General features: G+C 40.5%; 11 protein-coding genes and 1 tRNA gene. 2 read left to right on the forward strand and 10 right to left on the reverse strand.

What is annotated here, in order from left to right:
• Nucleotides 1-259 precede the first annotated feature (259 nt).
• Complete coding sequence (locus BLT41_RS12700) at nucleotides 260-1,750, forward strand: hypothetical protein (RefSeq protein ID WP_139167357.1); 1,491 nt, start codon at nucleotides 260-262, stop codon at nucleotides 1,748-1,750.
• Nucleotides 1,751-1,888: 138 nt separating this feature from the next.
• Here the strand turns inward: BLT41_RS12700 and BLT41_RS12705 are convergent.
• The 3 genes from BLT41_RS12705 to BLT41_RS12715 all read right to left on the reverse strand — a co-directional run bounded on the left by BLT41_RS12705 (nucleotide 1,889) and on the right by BLT41_RS12715 (nucleotide 3,430).
• Nucleotides 1,889-1,965, reverse strand: a tRNA-Pro gene (locus tag BLT41_RS12705).
• A gap of 160 nt (nucleotides 1,966-2,125) precedes the next feature.
• Nucleotides 2,126-3,154, reverse strand: coding sequence for an AmmeMemoRadiSam system radical SAM enzyme (gene amrS, locus BLT41_RS12710; RefSeq protein WP_092161750.1), 1,029 nt, complete (start codon nucleotides 3,152-3,154; stop codon nucleotides 2,126-2,128).
• A 12-nt stretch (nucleotides 3,155-3,166) separates the two neighbouring features.
• A complete protein-coding gene (locus BLT41_RS12715) occupies nucleotides 3,167-3,430 on the reverse strand; it encodes a hypothetical protein (RefSeq protein WP_092161751.1) in 264 nt (87 codons plus the stop codon).
• Nucleotides 3,431-3,729: 299 nt separating this feature from the next.
• Here BLT41_RS12715 and purM point away from each other — a divergent pair, with 299 nt between their 5' ends.
• A complete protein-coding gene (gene purM / locus BLT41_RS12720) occupies nucleotides 3,730-4,776 on the forward strand; it encodes a phosphoribosylformylglycinamidine cyclo-ligase (RefSeq protein ID WP_092161752.1) in 1,047 nt (348 codons plus the stop codon).
• Between the two features lie 80 nt (nucleotides 4,777-4,856).
• On the opposite strand, the gene BLT41_RS12725 is transcribed toward purM, so the two are convergent.
• From BLT41_RS12725 to rplM, 7 genes are all read right to left on the reverse strand, one after another.
• Nucleotides 4,857-5,456, reverse strand: a complete 600-nt coding sequence (locus BLT41_RS12725) for a DUF1318 domain-containing protein (protein WP_092161754.1) — start codon at nucleotides 5,454-5,456, stop codon at nucleotides 4,857-4,859.
• 21 nt (nucleotides 5,457-5,477) lie between these two features.
• Nucleotides 5,478-7,592, reverse strand: a complete 2,115-nt coding sequence (locus tag BLT41_RS12730; protein ID WP_092161756.1) for an AsmA family protein — start codon at nucleotides 7,590-7,592, stop codon at nucleotides 5,478-5,480.
• 182 nt (nucleotides 7,593-7,774) lie between these two features.
• Entirely contained in the window at nucleotides 7,775-9,040 is a 1,266-nt protein-coding gene (locus BLT41_RS12735) for a radical SAM family protein (RefSeq protein WP_092161758.1), read from the reverse strand.
• A 4-nt stretch (nucleotides 9,041-9,044) separates the two neighbouring features.
• The gene (locus BLT41_RS12740) at nucleotides 9,045-10,472 is read right to left on the reverse strand and encodes a hybrid sensor histidine kinase/response regulator (protein WP_092161760.1); all 1,428 of its coding nucleotides are present in this window, start codon (nucleotides 10,470-10,472) and stop codon (nucleotides 9,045-9,047) included.
• Between the two features lie 16 nt (nucleotides 10,473-10,488).
• Nucleotides 10,489-11,742: an EAL and HDOD domain-containing protein gene (locus tag BLT41_RS12745; RefSeq protein ID WP_092161761.1), complete on the reverse strand. Its 1,254-nt coding sequence runs from the start codon at nucleotides 11,740-11,742 to the stop codon at nucleotides 10,489-10,491.
• A gap of 222 nt (nucleotides 11,743-11,964) precedes the next feature.
• Nucleotides 11,965-12,357 carry a 30S ribosomal protein S9 gene (gene rpsI, locus BLT41_RS12750; protein ID WP_092161763.1) on the reverse strand — a complete coding sequence of 131 codons (393 nt, stop codon included), beginning with the start codon at nucleotides 12,355-12,357 and terminating at the stop codon, nucleotides 11,965-11,967.
• Nucleotides 12,358-12,375: 18 nt separating this feature from the next.
• Nucleotides 12,376-12,804: a 50S ribosomal protein L13 gene (gene rplM, locus BLT41_RS12755; protein ID WP_092161764.1), complete on the reverse strand. Its 429-nt coding sequence runs from the start codon at nucleotides 12,802-12,804 to the stop codon at nucleotides 12,376-12,378.
• Between the last annotated feature and the right edge of the window lie 38 nt (nucleotides 12,805-12,842).

Genomic DNA, 12,842 nt, shown 5'->3' on the forward strand with positions numbered 1-12,842 from the left:
TTTTGAAGGAATGAAAGTTTTGAATAGTGGTTTTGAATTGCGGGTTTGGTATTAGATAGATTAAATTATGAAGTTTTGCCGAAGACGAAGGGAGAGCTTGGAAGGGAAGAGGAGAAGAATTTTTTTATGGGTGATCTGTATAAGTAGTGTTTAACGGAGTGGTTTTTGGGTGTTTTGATTACCTTTGTGATTATTGACAAAGTCATTGATGGGTTTATTGTGACAAAATCTTTAATCAATATGCTGAGAGCAATTGTCAATGAACGATATGAAATCAAGTGTTAGTATAGCTGGAAAGGAAGTTTTAATTTTTGGTAATGAATCAGGTGAAGAATATGTATATCAAGATTTAGTCGACCAGCTTAGAAGATATAATATATTTGAATCTTTGAACTGGATTGGAAAAAAATCATACCATTTATCAAAATCTACTAATGTTAATAGTATCTTAGCTTATGTTTCAATGGTGTTAATAAAACACTGTAATGATCATCGCACAAAAAGTCTTGATGATAACGGGCTATTAAATGTAGTGCAGAGTTACTTGAGTCTTAAAGATCCTCTGTTAGAAGATGGTGATGGAGTAGCTTATTTATTACGTTATGGGGCAGTGTGTTGGGATTATGCACGTCCAACTGTGTATGCCATTCCAAGAACATATCTTTTATATTCAAAGCTGTGGGGAAAATGTAATAAAGTAACTATAGACCTTAAAAATGACATCAAAGAAATAACAGGGCTAAAGTTAGAAGATTTGCTTTATATGGCCTGCGAATTTCATACTAGATCAAAGAATGGACATGTTCTCAAATATAAAGATTCTAATGTTTCATTATTTGATGATGAAAATCAAAATTTGTTTTTTAAATTTGTATCCTGTGACTATGAAACCTTTAGGAATGAATGCAAAGAAATACGTGCTGGGTATGAAAAGTATTCGTTTAATCCTCTTTTAAAGTTTCCTCTTATCATTTCGCAAAAAAGACCATATGAGCTTGATGTTAAGCCATACTTAGTGCCAGTTCCAGATCTATTGCTGTATCGAGTTACCAATGGCCTTTTTTTTGATTTGGCTGAACGCTATAGAGGAAAGAAGAAGGAGAATCCTTTTAGAACATCGTTTGGATATGTTTTTCAAGATTATGTAGGCGAATTATTGAAAAGAACAGTTCCTGAGCATCAAGTACTTCCTGAATTTAAGTATGATAAAACTAATGATTCTCCTGATTGGTTGCTGTTGGATGGAGATAAATTAGTTGTTATTGAAGTTAAGCACCCTATATTATATTTGAATGCAAAACAATTTGGAGAATATGCTACTGTCAAAAAAGATTTAAAACAAACCATTGGAAAAGCTGCTATTCAGTTGTATAAATTTGAAGAAGCTATAAAAAGTAGTACTGATATTAAATTGTCTCGTTTTAAACAATGTAAAATTCAAAGATTAATAGTTACCTACGATAGTGGATATTTTTTAAATTCATTTATAAAAGATTGTTCTGAAGAAATACTGAAAGATAATCTTGGTTTTGTTCCTGATAATTTTGATTTCCAAGCTATTTCAATAGATGATTTCGAATATCTTATAGGGGGATATGGGAAGAATTTGTTTTCTTTTTTAAAGAACAAAGTAATTACGAAAGAACATCGAGAGATGGATTTCAGAGAATATATTTATTGTCAGAACAATTTCGATCAATGTAGGAATGAATTTTTAGAGAATTTGCTTAACGAATTATTAGAAATTTAAATTTTGTAGTTCTCCAATGTTCTCTGTCCATCAAAAGAACCACCCCACATCCGCTCCAATTCACAAAATATTCCCCACCAAATTTTCCCCAAAAGAAAAAGGGTTAACTAAATAAATAGTTAACCCTTGTATTCTCTGTGGTCGGGGCGAAGAGATTCGAACTCCCGGCATCCTGCTCCCAAAGCAGGCGCGCTACCAAACTGCGCCACGCCCCGACTGATATAATTTGCTGCACTAGCGCTGTGCACAGAAAAGGGGATAGTTGAAACGTATGTGCTTGGCAAGTGTTAATTTAATAAAAATGAAAATAAATTTAAGTCTTTTAGGTTTTATTGTTTGTTTTCAAGTGTTTATTGTTTTTAATTTATTTTACGATTAATTGGACTTGTTCTCAAAAACCCCATTTGCGTGGCATCCGCAGTATTTACACATGCCATGATCCACTCCCATGTTTTCCATTGAAAAGCCTAACCTGCGGATAATTTCTTTGTTGCAGGACGGACAGAACGTTGAGGAAAACTCATTTCCGGGAACATTACCTATATATACATACTTAAGTCCTGCGTCGTTCCCTGCTTGTCGGGCAAGGGTCAGAGATGTCATGGGGGTAACCGGACAATCCTGCATCATATAGTCAGGATGGAAGCGGGATAGGTGCCAAGGGACTTCTTCGCCAAGTTCTGTCGCTATGAAGTTTGCCAGTTGTTTCAGTTCAGAGATCTCATCATTTTTGCCGGGAATGAGCAGGGTTGTTACTTCCAGCCACCAGCCCAGTTTTTTAATGTGCTTGAGCGTTTCGAGTACAGGGTTCAGTTTGCCTTTGCAGATTTCCTTATAAAACGTGTTGTTGAAACTTTTTAGATCAATGTTGGCAGCATCAATTAAGGGGGCGAGTTCTTCGAGACATTCAGGACTCTGAAATCCGTTTGAAACCATGATGTTTTTTAAACCGTGATCGTGAGCAAGTTTTGCAGTGTCCTGCATAAGCTCAAAAAATATAGTCGGTTCTGAATAGGTGTAGGATATGGATTTACATTTGTGGGATATAGCAAGCTCAACCAGTGTTTCGGGCGTTACTTTCTGTCCGGTTACCTCGCGGCCCGATTTTGGGTGTTGTGATAACGAGGCATTCTGGCAGAATTCACAGCCGAAATTACAACCCTGCGTTCCTAGTGAAAAAGTAGTGGTGCCGGGCAGAAAATGGTAGAGCGGTTTTTTTTCAACGGGGTCAATGTTGATTGCTGCGACCAAGTCGTATGTTTTTGTCATCAACGAACCGTCAATGTTCTGCCGGACTCCGCATATTCCATGTTCGTCAGGCTCTATAATACAAAAATGATTACAGAGACGGCATTGGACTTTTCCGTTTTTCAATTCTTTCCATAGTCGTGCAGGGTGTAGCATTTTTGGGAGTCCTTATCTTTTAATTTCGGGGACAATAAGAATAGGGCCTATGTTCGGCGTGTCCTTTTCATCCTTTTCTTTTGGTCTGGTGCTCATTATATTAGACTTGTTTCCGGTCTCAATTGAGATTTCATTGTTGTCTTGTCTTGTTCCCATGCGTATATTTTCGCGGTCTTTGGCAGTGTCCTTATTAATAAATTTAGTTCCAGCCAAAGCAGGGGTTGAGAAAATAAGTCCAAAAATAATAAATCCGAATATTAAAGTTTTCTTGTACATGATATTTCTCCGTGTCATACTGTACCAGACTGTTCAGAATTTGGCACCTTCTTAGTTACTCCGAAAACTAAAAGAGTAGAACATGTTAACCATTCGTATCTTTTGAGTTTTTACAGCTAATCATTATCTATTTTTTTAATATAGTGAATGATTCTGCTCCTCCGTCAGGTAGTATAAATGAATGCAAGCAGCGGACCTTATCGGTTTTACTATCGACAAAAGGTGCAATGATGCGCCTTGAACTCTTATCGATTTCAGCATATACAGTCCATTCTTAGAGATTGTTAGGAGATAAATATATGGCAAGTCGTTCTGATGCTTACAAGGCCGCCGGTGTTAATATCGACGCGGCAAATGATTTTATAGGTCGCATTAAAGGTATGGTGGGTTCCACTTTTACCAAAGGTGTAGTCACGGATATCGGTGGTTTCGGCGGGCTTTTCAAGCTTGACCTGACTCAAATGGAAGAGCCTGTTCTTGTAGCAGGTACCGATGGCGTGGGTACTAAATTAAAACTGGCTTTCGCGCTAGACAAACACGATACCATCGGTATTGATCTTGTCGCTATGAGCGTGAATGACATATTGGTACAGGGCGCAAAGCCTTTGTTTTTCCTTGATTATTTTGCAACAGGAAAACTGGAAGTAGGCGTAGCTGAAACAGTTCTTTCCGGAATAGTTGAAGGTTGTAAAATGTCATCCTGTGCTCTGCTTGGCGGAGAAACTGCAGAAATGCCCGGATTTTATGCCGATGGCGAATATGACCTGTCCGGCTTCTGCGTCGGTATGGTTGATAACGCAAATATTGTTGATGGTTCTTCCATTACAATCGGTGATTCAATCATCGGCCTTGCTTCCTCAGGTGTCCATTCAAACGGATACTCTCTGGTTCGCAAACTGTATGATGAATCCGGCCTTGCCGCAGATGATCTTCTGCCCGGTACGGATCAAAAAATCGGAGAAGCTCTTATCACTCCGACTAAAATTTATGCAGACGCTGTACGCAATATTATCCGCGAAATCGAAGTTAAGGGAATGGTTCATGTTACCGGCGGCGGTTTCTATGACAATCTGCCTAGAATCCTGCCTCAGCAGGTTACAGCAGAAATTAATTTCGGAACATGGGAAGTTCTTCCTGTGTTTAACTGGATGAAAGAACAGGGCAATCTCAGTTGGCCTGAAATGTTACAGATTTTCAACTGTGGTATCGGTTATATCATGGTTGTTAAAGGTGACAGAGAAGAAGACGTTATCAACAGACTTAATGGCATGGACATTAAATCTTGGAAAATCGGAGAAATAACTGCCAGAGATGGTGATTCCGAACAGGTAAACGTTAATTTCTAATTCCTGATCAAGATTAAAATTAAAACCCCTGAAACTTTAGTTTCAGGGGTTTTTTTTGTAATTAAACTTATCAAGTTAAATTATTTCTTTTTCCAGTTGCCTGACGCATCCTGAATCCACCATCCGGCGGGTGCTTTTTTCTGCCAGACTTCGGTAAAGATATTTGTGATTTTCACAATTTCACTTCCGGGAATGTTCATGGATGCGGCAACTTCCGCGTATAGTTTTTTTCTCGTGTTGTTATCCTGTGAAATTAATCTGCGGACTGCTGCAGTATCAGGAAGGCTTAAACCTTTCTTGTTTATCAGTTCCAGATATCCACTTTTGTTGATGCCTATATTTCCGGCATTGTAATAGGGGATAAGCTGCTGGTGGTCTGCCGCAATATTTTGCTTTAAGCCTCTGATCGCAGAGTTGGACTGTTTAAGTCCTTCAATGTCGGATTCGGTAACGTCTTTTGCATGTGCGGCAGATGGCGTTATGAATGCAAGGAAAGACGGCAGAGATGAGCTGTCTTTGTTATTTATGGGTTGCTGAGCATCGGTCCCGTAAATGTCATCGACGATATCTTCAGCCGCTTTTTCGACCTGCGCTGCCGGAAAATATATGTTTACAGTGACGCAGGCTGCAAAGGCAAAAAGAGTCATCAACGTTAAAACCTGAGCGGTTTTTTTGATCATAATTATCTCCTGTTAAGGAATTTAGCGCGACCCTGATATTCTTTTCAATCTTTTCAGCATGTCGGAAAAGCTGATGAGGTTTTCAGGGTTGCTGTTAATAACATTTATACCGAATAATGGTGGCTTCTTTATTATATACTCGATTCCGTCCTCTCTGATCAAGCCTCGTATTTTAAATAAATCGTGGTCTAAAGTACACTCAAGACCCAGTCCTGCATAACTGAATTCCTGGAAAAATTGTGAAAACATACCAACTCCGACCCCTGTAAGGCCTGAACCTGTTCCGATGACAGATAAGGTATTAACGGCTTTGAGGCTGATTGCCTGATCAGAGTCCGAATCAGGAGTTGTAATAGCGTAAAGCTTAAATTTAGCCGGTTGATCGTACGCTATGACGAGGTCTGTAAGATCAAGGTTCATTCTACCTGTGATTCGTCCGATATCAAGAGCTTCACTGAGCGGTTTGAGTTTTAGTTTTTCAATATTGAAATCTGCCCCGTACTGTCGCGATTTTGAAAAAGGATTATCAGCAAACATCTCTGATATTTTTATTTTGCCGCCGTATACCTCCCCCGAAAAACTTCCAAGTGTAGAAAATCGTTTTTTAAGCAGCCAGAACTCGATATTGCCGTCTATTTTACCGTCAACAGGTAGAGACGGGGGCGAAAGAGGCAACAGATTGACATCCTTTGCGTTTAGTTTGCCATGCAGAGCAAAGTCGCTGGAAAAAGGATTATTTACTGCAAGCTCGGAAAGTTTAATTTTTCCGCCACCAAGGGGGATTTTATCTAGGTTTCCGAACACAGCTTTGTTTGAAGAAAGGGTTATCGGAATATTGAAGTCTGACAACTTAAGCTGTCCCGCATCAAGGTTGCCGATGTTTATAAAACCTTGCTTAGGTGCGGTTAAATATTTGTCGGGTTGCGGATGTAGATTTTTGCCGAGTGAAGCGGAAAACGGAATATTTGCTGTTATTGATTTTGAGGTAATAGTTGGAGAATTAAAATCACCTTTTGTCAGGTTTATGTTTCCTGTCAGAATTGTTTTTTCGGGGGTTCCTTTGAAGGTACATAAAAGGGCAAGCGTGCCGTTTGCGGAAAGTTGACCAAGTGAAAAAGGTTCAACCGCAAGAGTTTTAAACGGTGCAGCTAAAGCCGGGATTTGCAGACTTGCTTCCCCTGAATAATTAAGTCCGTTTTTAGTTTTCTTGATCAGCGTCTTTGCTGTAATATTCCCCATTTTTTCCCATTGCGTATTTATTCGGGAAGAAATGTTTCCTTTTTTGTCTGGCAAGGTTGAAGTCAGGGTTGTTTTCAGTGGGTGTTTGTTAAGATTTAAATATAAAGTGTCAAAAAGAGCTTCCCCTGAATTAATCTCTAAAGTCGCTTTAATCTGCGGCTTGTTGACGGGAATAGTGGATTTTAAAGATCCTGAAAAGTTGTCTATTAAGTAAAGCCCATCTGGTGAAGCTACAGAAAGTTCGCTGAATTTAAGTAAAAAACTTGATTCCGGTTTGGTTTTTATTTTGCGGAGTGTGAGTGACAGATCCAGTTTACCTTGTTTTTCCCAGTCGGGTTTTACTTCGTCTAGCAGTTTGCCTGCTATTTTTTCCAGCAGTGGCAGGGGATCAATAATATTTAATGACAGGGTTCCATCAGAATCCGGTGAATAATTCAAGTCCGTATTTATCAGAGGAAGGTTGCCGACTGCGATAGAAAGATTTTCAAATTTAGCAACCCCGTTTTTTGTAAATAATTTACCATTACCTTTAATTGAAATGTCGGGGTTTTGTAACTCAAGCTCGGGGATCCTTATTCCGAGTTTTTTGATTTGGATGGTTAAGTTCCGAAAAGCAACGCTTCCTTCTTCTAAGCGAACCTCAGTATTTATTCTGATTTTAGCGGCTTTTAAAGAGCTTTTTTGCGGTATAAATTCTCCGCTGAAATGAAAGTCGGTCTTTTTAATATGTTTAAGAGAGCCTTTGAGAACGCCGGATAGACCCGCTTGAGGGAGATTTACCGCAAACTGCCAGTTCACACCGAAAGAGTTTAGTCTTTCAGCGTAAGCAGTGTGAGGAGATATGAGCATCAGCAGTAAAAAAAAGCTGATCAACATTGATAGCGGGTGGCGATTCATTTCTTTCTTATACACTTCAGGTTGAATGGTGAAAAGTGAAGCTTCAACATATCCTGAGATTATTTTTTTATTATTTAGAATGTCTAAAAATAGAGTTAGCGGTTATTCAGATATTAAAAAGCCGTCAAAAAACGATTTGTTTTCTGACGGCTAAGTAATAGCTGGAGATAAGGAATAATTTATCAGTCGCCCAGATAAGGGTTAAAATATCCAAAACCGATCCAAGGGCATTCCGATTTAATTCTTTTGCGGAAATTAACGAATCCCATTCCGGGGCCGAGATCATTATCTTCGACCAGTTCCATATAAAGATCAGGGTCTATGTTGAGATTGCGAAGCTGAATGAAGTCCAGCTTTGATTCTGTTGCGGCCTTAATGAGCGCACTCACTTCATTTTCGGTATCGCTTACTCCGGGGAAATAGAGGTAGTTGAGAGATACATGCAGTCCAAGTTCTTTGGCTGTGTGGATGGTCGCAAGTACATCTTCAAACTTATACCCTTTCGGACGGTAGTAAGCATTGTATACAGGCTCTAGAAAGCTGTTCAAACTTACTCTGATAGAGGTAAGCCCTGCTTCTGAGAGAGGCTTCATTGTAGCGGTCAAAGAACCATTGGTATTTATATTAACCGTTCCCTTGCCGCCTTCGTCGCGATATCTCTGTACGGCTTCGCAAAGCAGCTTAGCTTCAGTCAGTGGTTCACCTTCGCAACCCTGACCGAATGAAAAAATCGGCTTTGATTCGCGTTTAGCGTGATAGTGCATTATTTCTGTGATTTCATCAGCAGTCGGCGTAAATTTGATGCGTTCCTGTGTGGAAGGAAAACCGGAATCTTCGGGTTGTTCAGATATGCAGCCGATGCAACGGGCATTGCAGGTCCGGGCAGTAGGAAGAGGTGCTTCAAATCTACCGAGAGCAAGATTCTTTGCTGCGGGGCAGCCGTAAGTTAGAGCGCAGTTTGCAAGATGTTTCACCAAGCGGTTTTCAGGCATATCTTTCATTAGCCTTTTGGCGCCGGATTCAACTTTCTGCTGTGGAATTTTAGTAAAAATCTGGCGTTTATCTTCATCTACAACCTTGGCTGTAATCCAGAATCTGCCGTTGGCATAACCAACTGCGCCGTAAGCGAACATTGGTAAAACCGGTGCGTCTTCGGTGTTTGCATAGGCTGCTAGTCCGGTCAGTGTGTGGCCGGGACAGGCAAATGCGGCTACAGCTAATCCTTCAACTTCTTCAACTTCACCGGTTTCGGAGTTTAGACCAAGCGGGATTCTTCCAGGCAGTAAGAAAAATTCACTGTCAGGAGGCAGCGGGATATATTCTTCGGGTTTGGGTTGAGCAAGCTCATCCCCTCTGCGGCAAATCATTTCAAATTCAGGGTGATCGAATATTTGACCGTCTTTATCCGCGTAAACGAGGAGAGGACGCGGTTTCTTTTTTGAAGACATTAAATTAATTCCTGTTCAAATTTTCTGGAGGTTTTGGGAGAGTGGTGATCAGGGTCGTTCCCTGATTCCATGAGCTTGTAAAAGAAATATCTCCGCCTGAAACTTTGGCGATCAGTTTCGAGCTGTAAGTTCCCAGTCCTGTTCCGTTCCGTTTGCCGTGGGTTGCATAACGATCGAAAAAGCTGTTTTTAATAGAACTTGGAACTTCACCGAGATTATGAATTTCAGTGATTATCGATTGTTCCGTGTCATGGAGGCGAACCGTGATAGTCGAATTGTCAGGAGCTGCCTCTGCGGCGTTTTTAATCAGGTTCGAGAACATGGTGATGATGAGGGACGCTTCGCCGTAACAAACAAGCGGACATTCATCCTGAAGAGGTTCATCCTCTAAAAAGCATATAATTTCAAGCTTCTTGTCATCAACTAACTGACTTATATCGCCGATTGCGGCTGTGATAGCTCTAAAAAGGTTGAACGGATGCGAATCAGCAACAAGAGAACCTGTTTCGAGCCTGATAAGCGTTAAAGATGTGTCAATTTGACGAATCATGCGTTCACTTGTTGTGCGCACTATTTCCGCGAGCCGCTGGTAGTCGTCACTAAGATCAGCTTCTGTTTCAAGTATGCGGGACATGCCTACAATTGTAGCTGTAGGAGATCTCAGGTCATGTCTGGCGATGCGTTCCATTTCTTCTCTGAGCTGGAGCTGCTTGCGTTGCTCGGTTACATCAAGAGCCAGAAGTAAAAAAACAGAAGGGGCTACTTGTTCAATGGTGAGATCCCAGAACCTTTCATATGCACAAACTGATTTTAGTGAATGAATGCGGTATGCTTCCTGATCAGTGAAGAGGTTATTACGAACATCTTCAGCAAGGAAGGATATAAAAGGTATGCTGGATTCAGAGCTTTTAATCGGTAAAGTCTTTAAGGCAGATTTATTTGCCATAATGGTTTTTCCGGTACATGAGCCAACTAAAAGCGCCGGAAAAGGAAGTCCTTGAAGAATTAAATCGTAGAGTTTTGAGTTTTCCTCTATCTCTCTATTGCGAATAATCTTTTTGTGATATTCGGAAATATTTGAAATGATGCTTGTCGCTGATGCCGTGGATGGTATGAACGAGACATTATGAAAATCAAAAAGAGATTCGAAAGATTTAGGATTATTTACATCTATAATGAATATCGCTTCCGCGTCCTGATTTATTTCCCGGATAGATGAGAAGGTCTCGAAAGGACGTTCAAAATCCGCAAAAATTATCAGGTCAGGCTGCTGACTGGCATAGATGAAAAGAGTTTCTCTGGGATTTTTTGCAATAGAAATAGAATGGCCGAGGTTGTGAAGCTCAAGCATCAAAGAATGTAGTAATGTGCTTTTCCCGGTTATAAGGATGTTCAGTTTTTTTCGGGAATCGTCAAAACAACAGTCTTTCATATTGCCTCCAACCTTTTTATACTGAACCGGGTGTTTGGAAAAAGCTGTTCGCCCAGCGCATTGAGTCATAATAGTTACGTGATACTGATACCGGGTTCAGTCCGAGTTCAATAATTGTTTCTTCGAGCTGGTCCCATTGTGCTGCTTCGAAATGATCAATCAGTTCAAGGTGCTTACGATAAATATTATCTTCACCGCATAATGCAGCCCTGAGATCTTCATCAAGGGGTAAATACTTGGTTACGACATTCATAGGCATATCGAACATTGCTCCCAATAGGGAGAATAGACCAAGTAAAAACATAGATTCAGCAGGAATATTATGGTGTGAGTCTATTGTTACCATCTCAAGAAATTTTGCACGCTGAGTTGCCAGTTGTGGAAGCTCGGTACTTTTCTTGTTGGAAATAAGATCCGTCAAAAGTATCACTCTCAGCCAGTTTTTTATGAGTTTCCAGCCGGCAAGAACGATTGCCTGCTTTATTGAAGTTATTTTTTGTGAGAATCCGAATGTCGGAGAATTTAGCAGTGTAAGCAATCTATAGCAGATTGATACATCGTTTTGCAGAGCTTCAGCCAGAGCTTCAAAATCCTGCGCAGGATCTTCAATAAGTTTGAAAAGTTTGAGTTTTACAACTTCACTGGGGCGTAGTTTTCTGCCTGCAATATTTTCAGGGCGTTTAAAATAAAATCCTTGAAAAAAAGCAAACCCGAATTTTTGAGCCAATTGGTAATGGCTCATGTCTTCAACTCTTTTCGCTATTAACTTCACGTCCTCTTTTTGGGCGATACAATGTATCCGGTGAAGTTGGTCCTCGTTAGCGGATTTGATGTCTACGATCACGACATCGGCATATTTTATTAAAATATCACCTTGTGGGCGTCCTTCAAAATCATCGATGGCAACTGTATAGCCATCTTTTGAAAGATCTTGAAGTGCTTTTATGAGATTTGGAGTCGGAGGAGTCATTTCCGGTATTTGAACAACTGTGTTCTTTGCCGGTAAAGAATAGGGAATTTTTTCTATAATAGATTTATGAGAAAAATTGATGACAAGCTTAACATCACCTGGGAGCTCTTCTCCCGGAATTGAGCACGAATCTGCGGCAACGTTTAAGGTCGCTTTATAATCATCAGATATAATGGCGGTTGTCGCTGAACTGCTGTTACGAAAAAACAGCTCATATCCCCATAGTGATTGGTCCGGCTGAAGAATCGGCTGCCGGGCGAAAAATATTTGATCGTAGAGCGGGGTGTTTGTTATAGCCATTATTTACTGTTGTTTGTTACAGATTATAAAGAAGTCTTAAGTAAATATATTTTTTCTTTCGCATTGACCAGAGCTTAATGGTCTATACGTGTTATTTGTATGTCAAAACATAATTTTAAGATTAAAGTTGATTGACAAATCAATATTGTACTGCAAGCAGGAAAAGGCGGAATCGTAAAACGATTCCGCCTGAATAAATCCAAATGTAAGTCGTAATTCGACTTAACGCTTTGAGTACTGGAACTTTGCGCGAGCGCCTGGCTGACCAGGTTTTTTACGTTCTTTCTTACGTGCGTCACGAGTCAGAAGACCTGCGCGTTTAAGAAGAGTACGAAGCTCTGGGTCCATAGCGAGAAGTGCACGAGAAATACCGTGTCTGACAGCCTGTGCCTGACCAGCTACTCCGCCACCGTCTGCGTTTACTTTAATATCAAACTTACCAACGTTTTTAGTAAGTTTAAGAGGCTGCTGAACAATCATCTGGAGAGTTTTACGAGGAAAGTAATCTTCGTAAGCTTTTCCGTTGACTGTGATTACGCCTGTACCTGGGTACATACGTGTGCGTGCTACAGCATTCTTTCTTTTGCCAGTACCGTAAATGAAATCTTGGCTCATTTTATTTCCACCCTGTAATTAAAATTCGAAAGGCTTAGGCAGCTGTGCTTCGTGTGGATGATCTGTACCAGTGTAAACTTTAAGTTTTTTGATCATCTGTCTGCCGAGGCTACTCTTAGGAAGCATGCCGCGTACAGCTGTTTCGATAACAACTTCAGGTTTCTTCTCAAGCATTACTTTCAAAGTCCTGGATTTGATGCCGCCAGGGTGGTTGGTGTGCTTGTAGTAAGTCTTCTGATCCAGCTTGTTGCCGGTAACTCTGATTTTGTCAGCGTTCAGAACGATGACGAAATCGCCGGTGTCAGCGTGAGGTGTGAACATAGCTTTGTCCTTGCCTCTGAGCTTTGTGGCGATTCTGGTTGCCAGGCGTCCAAGTACCATGTCGGTTGCATCAACTACGTACCATTCGCGGCTGATGTCCTCACTTTTTGGAATATATGTTTTCATTTTGAAATGCTCCTTACGTAGAATCTGGGAATGGGACT

The organism is Maridesulfovibrio ferrireducens, from assembly GCF_900101105.1.
GTDB lineage: Bacteria > Desulfobacterota > Desulfovibrionia > Desulfovibrionales > Desulfovibrionaceae > Maridesulfovibrio > Maridesulfovibrio ferrireducens.

What these genes read in the sequence shown, in the direction of transcription:
- BLT41_RS12700 (WP_139167357.1), top strand. Translation starts at nt 260, where the DNA reads ATGAACGATATGAAATCAAGTGTTAGTATAGCTGGAAAGGAAGTTTTA.
- amrS (WP_092161750.1), bottom strand. Translation starts at nt 3,154, where the DNA reads ATGCTACACCCTGCACGACTATGGAAAGAATTGAAAAACGGAAAAGTC.
- BLT41_RS12715 (WP_092161751.1), bottom strand. Translation starts at nt 3,430, where the DNA reads ATGTACAAGAAAACTTTAATATTCGGATTTATTATTTTTGGACTTATT.
- purM (WP_092161752.1), top strand. Translation starts at nt 3,730, where the DNA reads ATGGCAAGTCGTTCTGATGCTTACAAGGCCGCCGGTGTTAATATCGAC.
- BLT41_RS12725 (WP_092161754.1), bottom strand. Translation starts at nt 5,456, where the DNA reads ATGATCAAAAAAACCGCTCAGGTTTTAACGTTGATGACTCTTTTTGCC.
- BLT41_RS12730 (WP_092161756.1), bottom strand. Translation starts at nt 7,592, where the DNA reads ATGAATCGCCACCCGCTATCAATGTTGATCAGCTTTTTTTTACTGCTG.
- BLT41_RS12735 (WP_092161758.1), bottom strand. Translation starts at nt 9,040, where the DNA reads ATGTCTTCAAAAAAGAAACCGCGTCCTCTCCTCGTTTACGCGGATAAA.
- BLT41_RS12740 (WP_092161760.1), bottom strand. Translation starts at nt 10,472, where the DNA reads ATGAAAGACTGTTGTTTTGACGATTCCCGAAAAAAACTGAACATCCTT.
- BLT41_RS12745 (WP_092161761.1), bottom strand. Translation starts at nt 11,742, where the DNA reads ATGGCTATAACAAACACCCCGCTCTACGATCAAATATTTTTCGCCCGG.
- rpsI (WP_092161763.1), bottom strand. Translation starts at nt 12,357, where the DNA reads ATGAGCCAAGATTTCATTTACGGTACTGGCAAAAGAAAGAATGCTGTA.
- rplM (WP_092161764.1), bottom strand. Translation starts at nt 12,804, where the DNA reads ATGAAAACATATATTCCAAAAAGTGAGGACATCAGCCGCGAATGGTAC.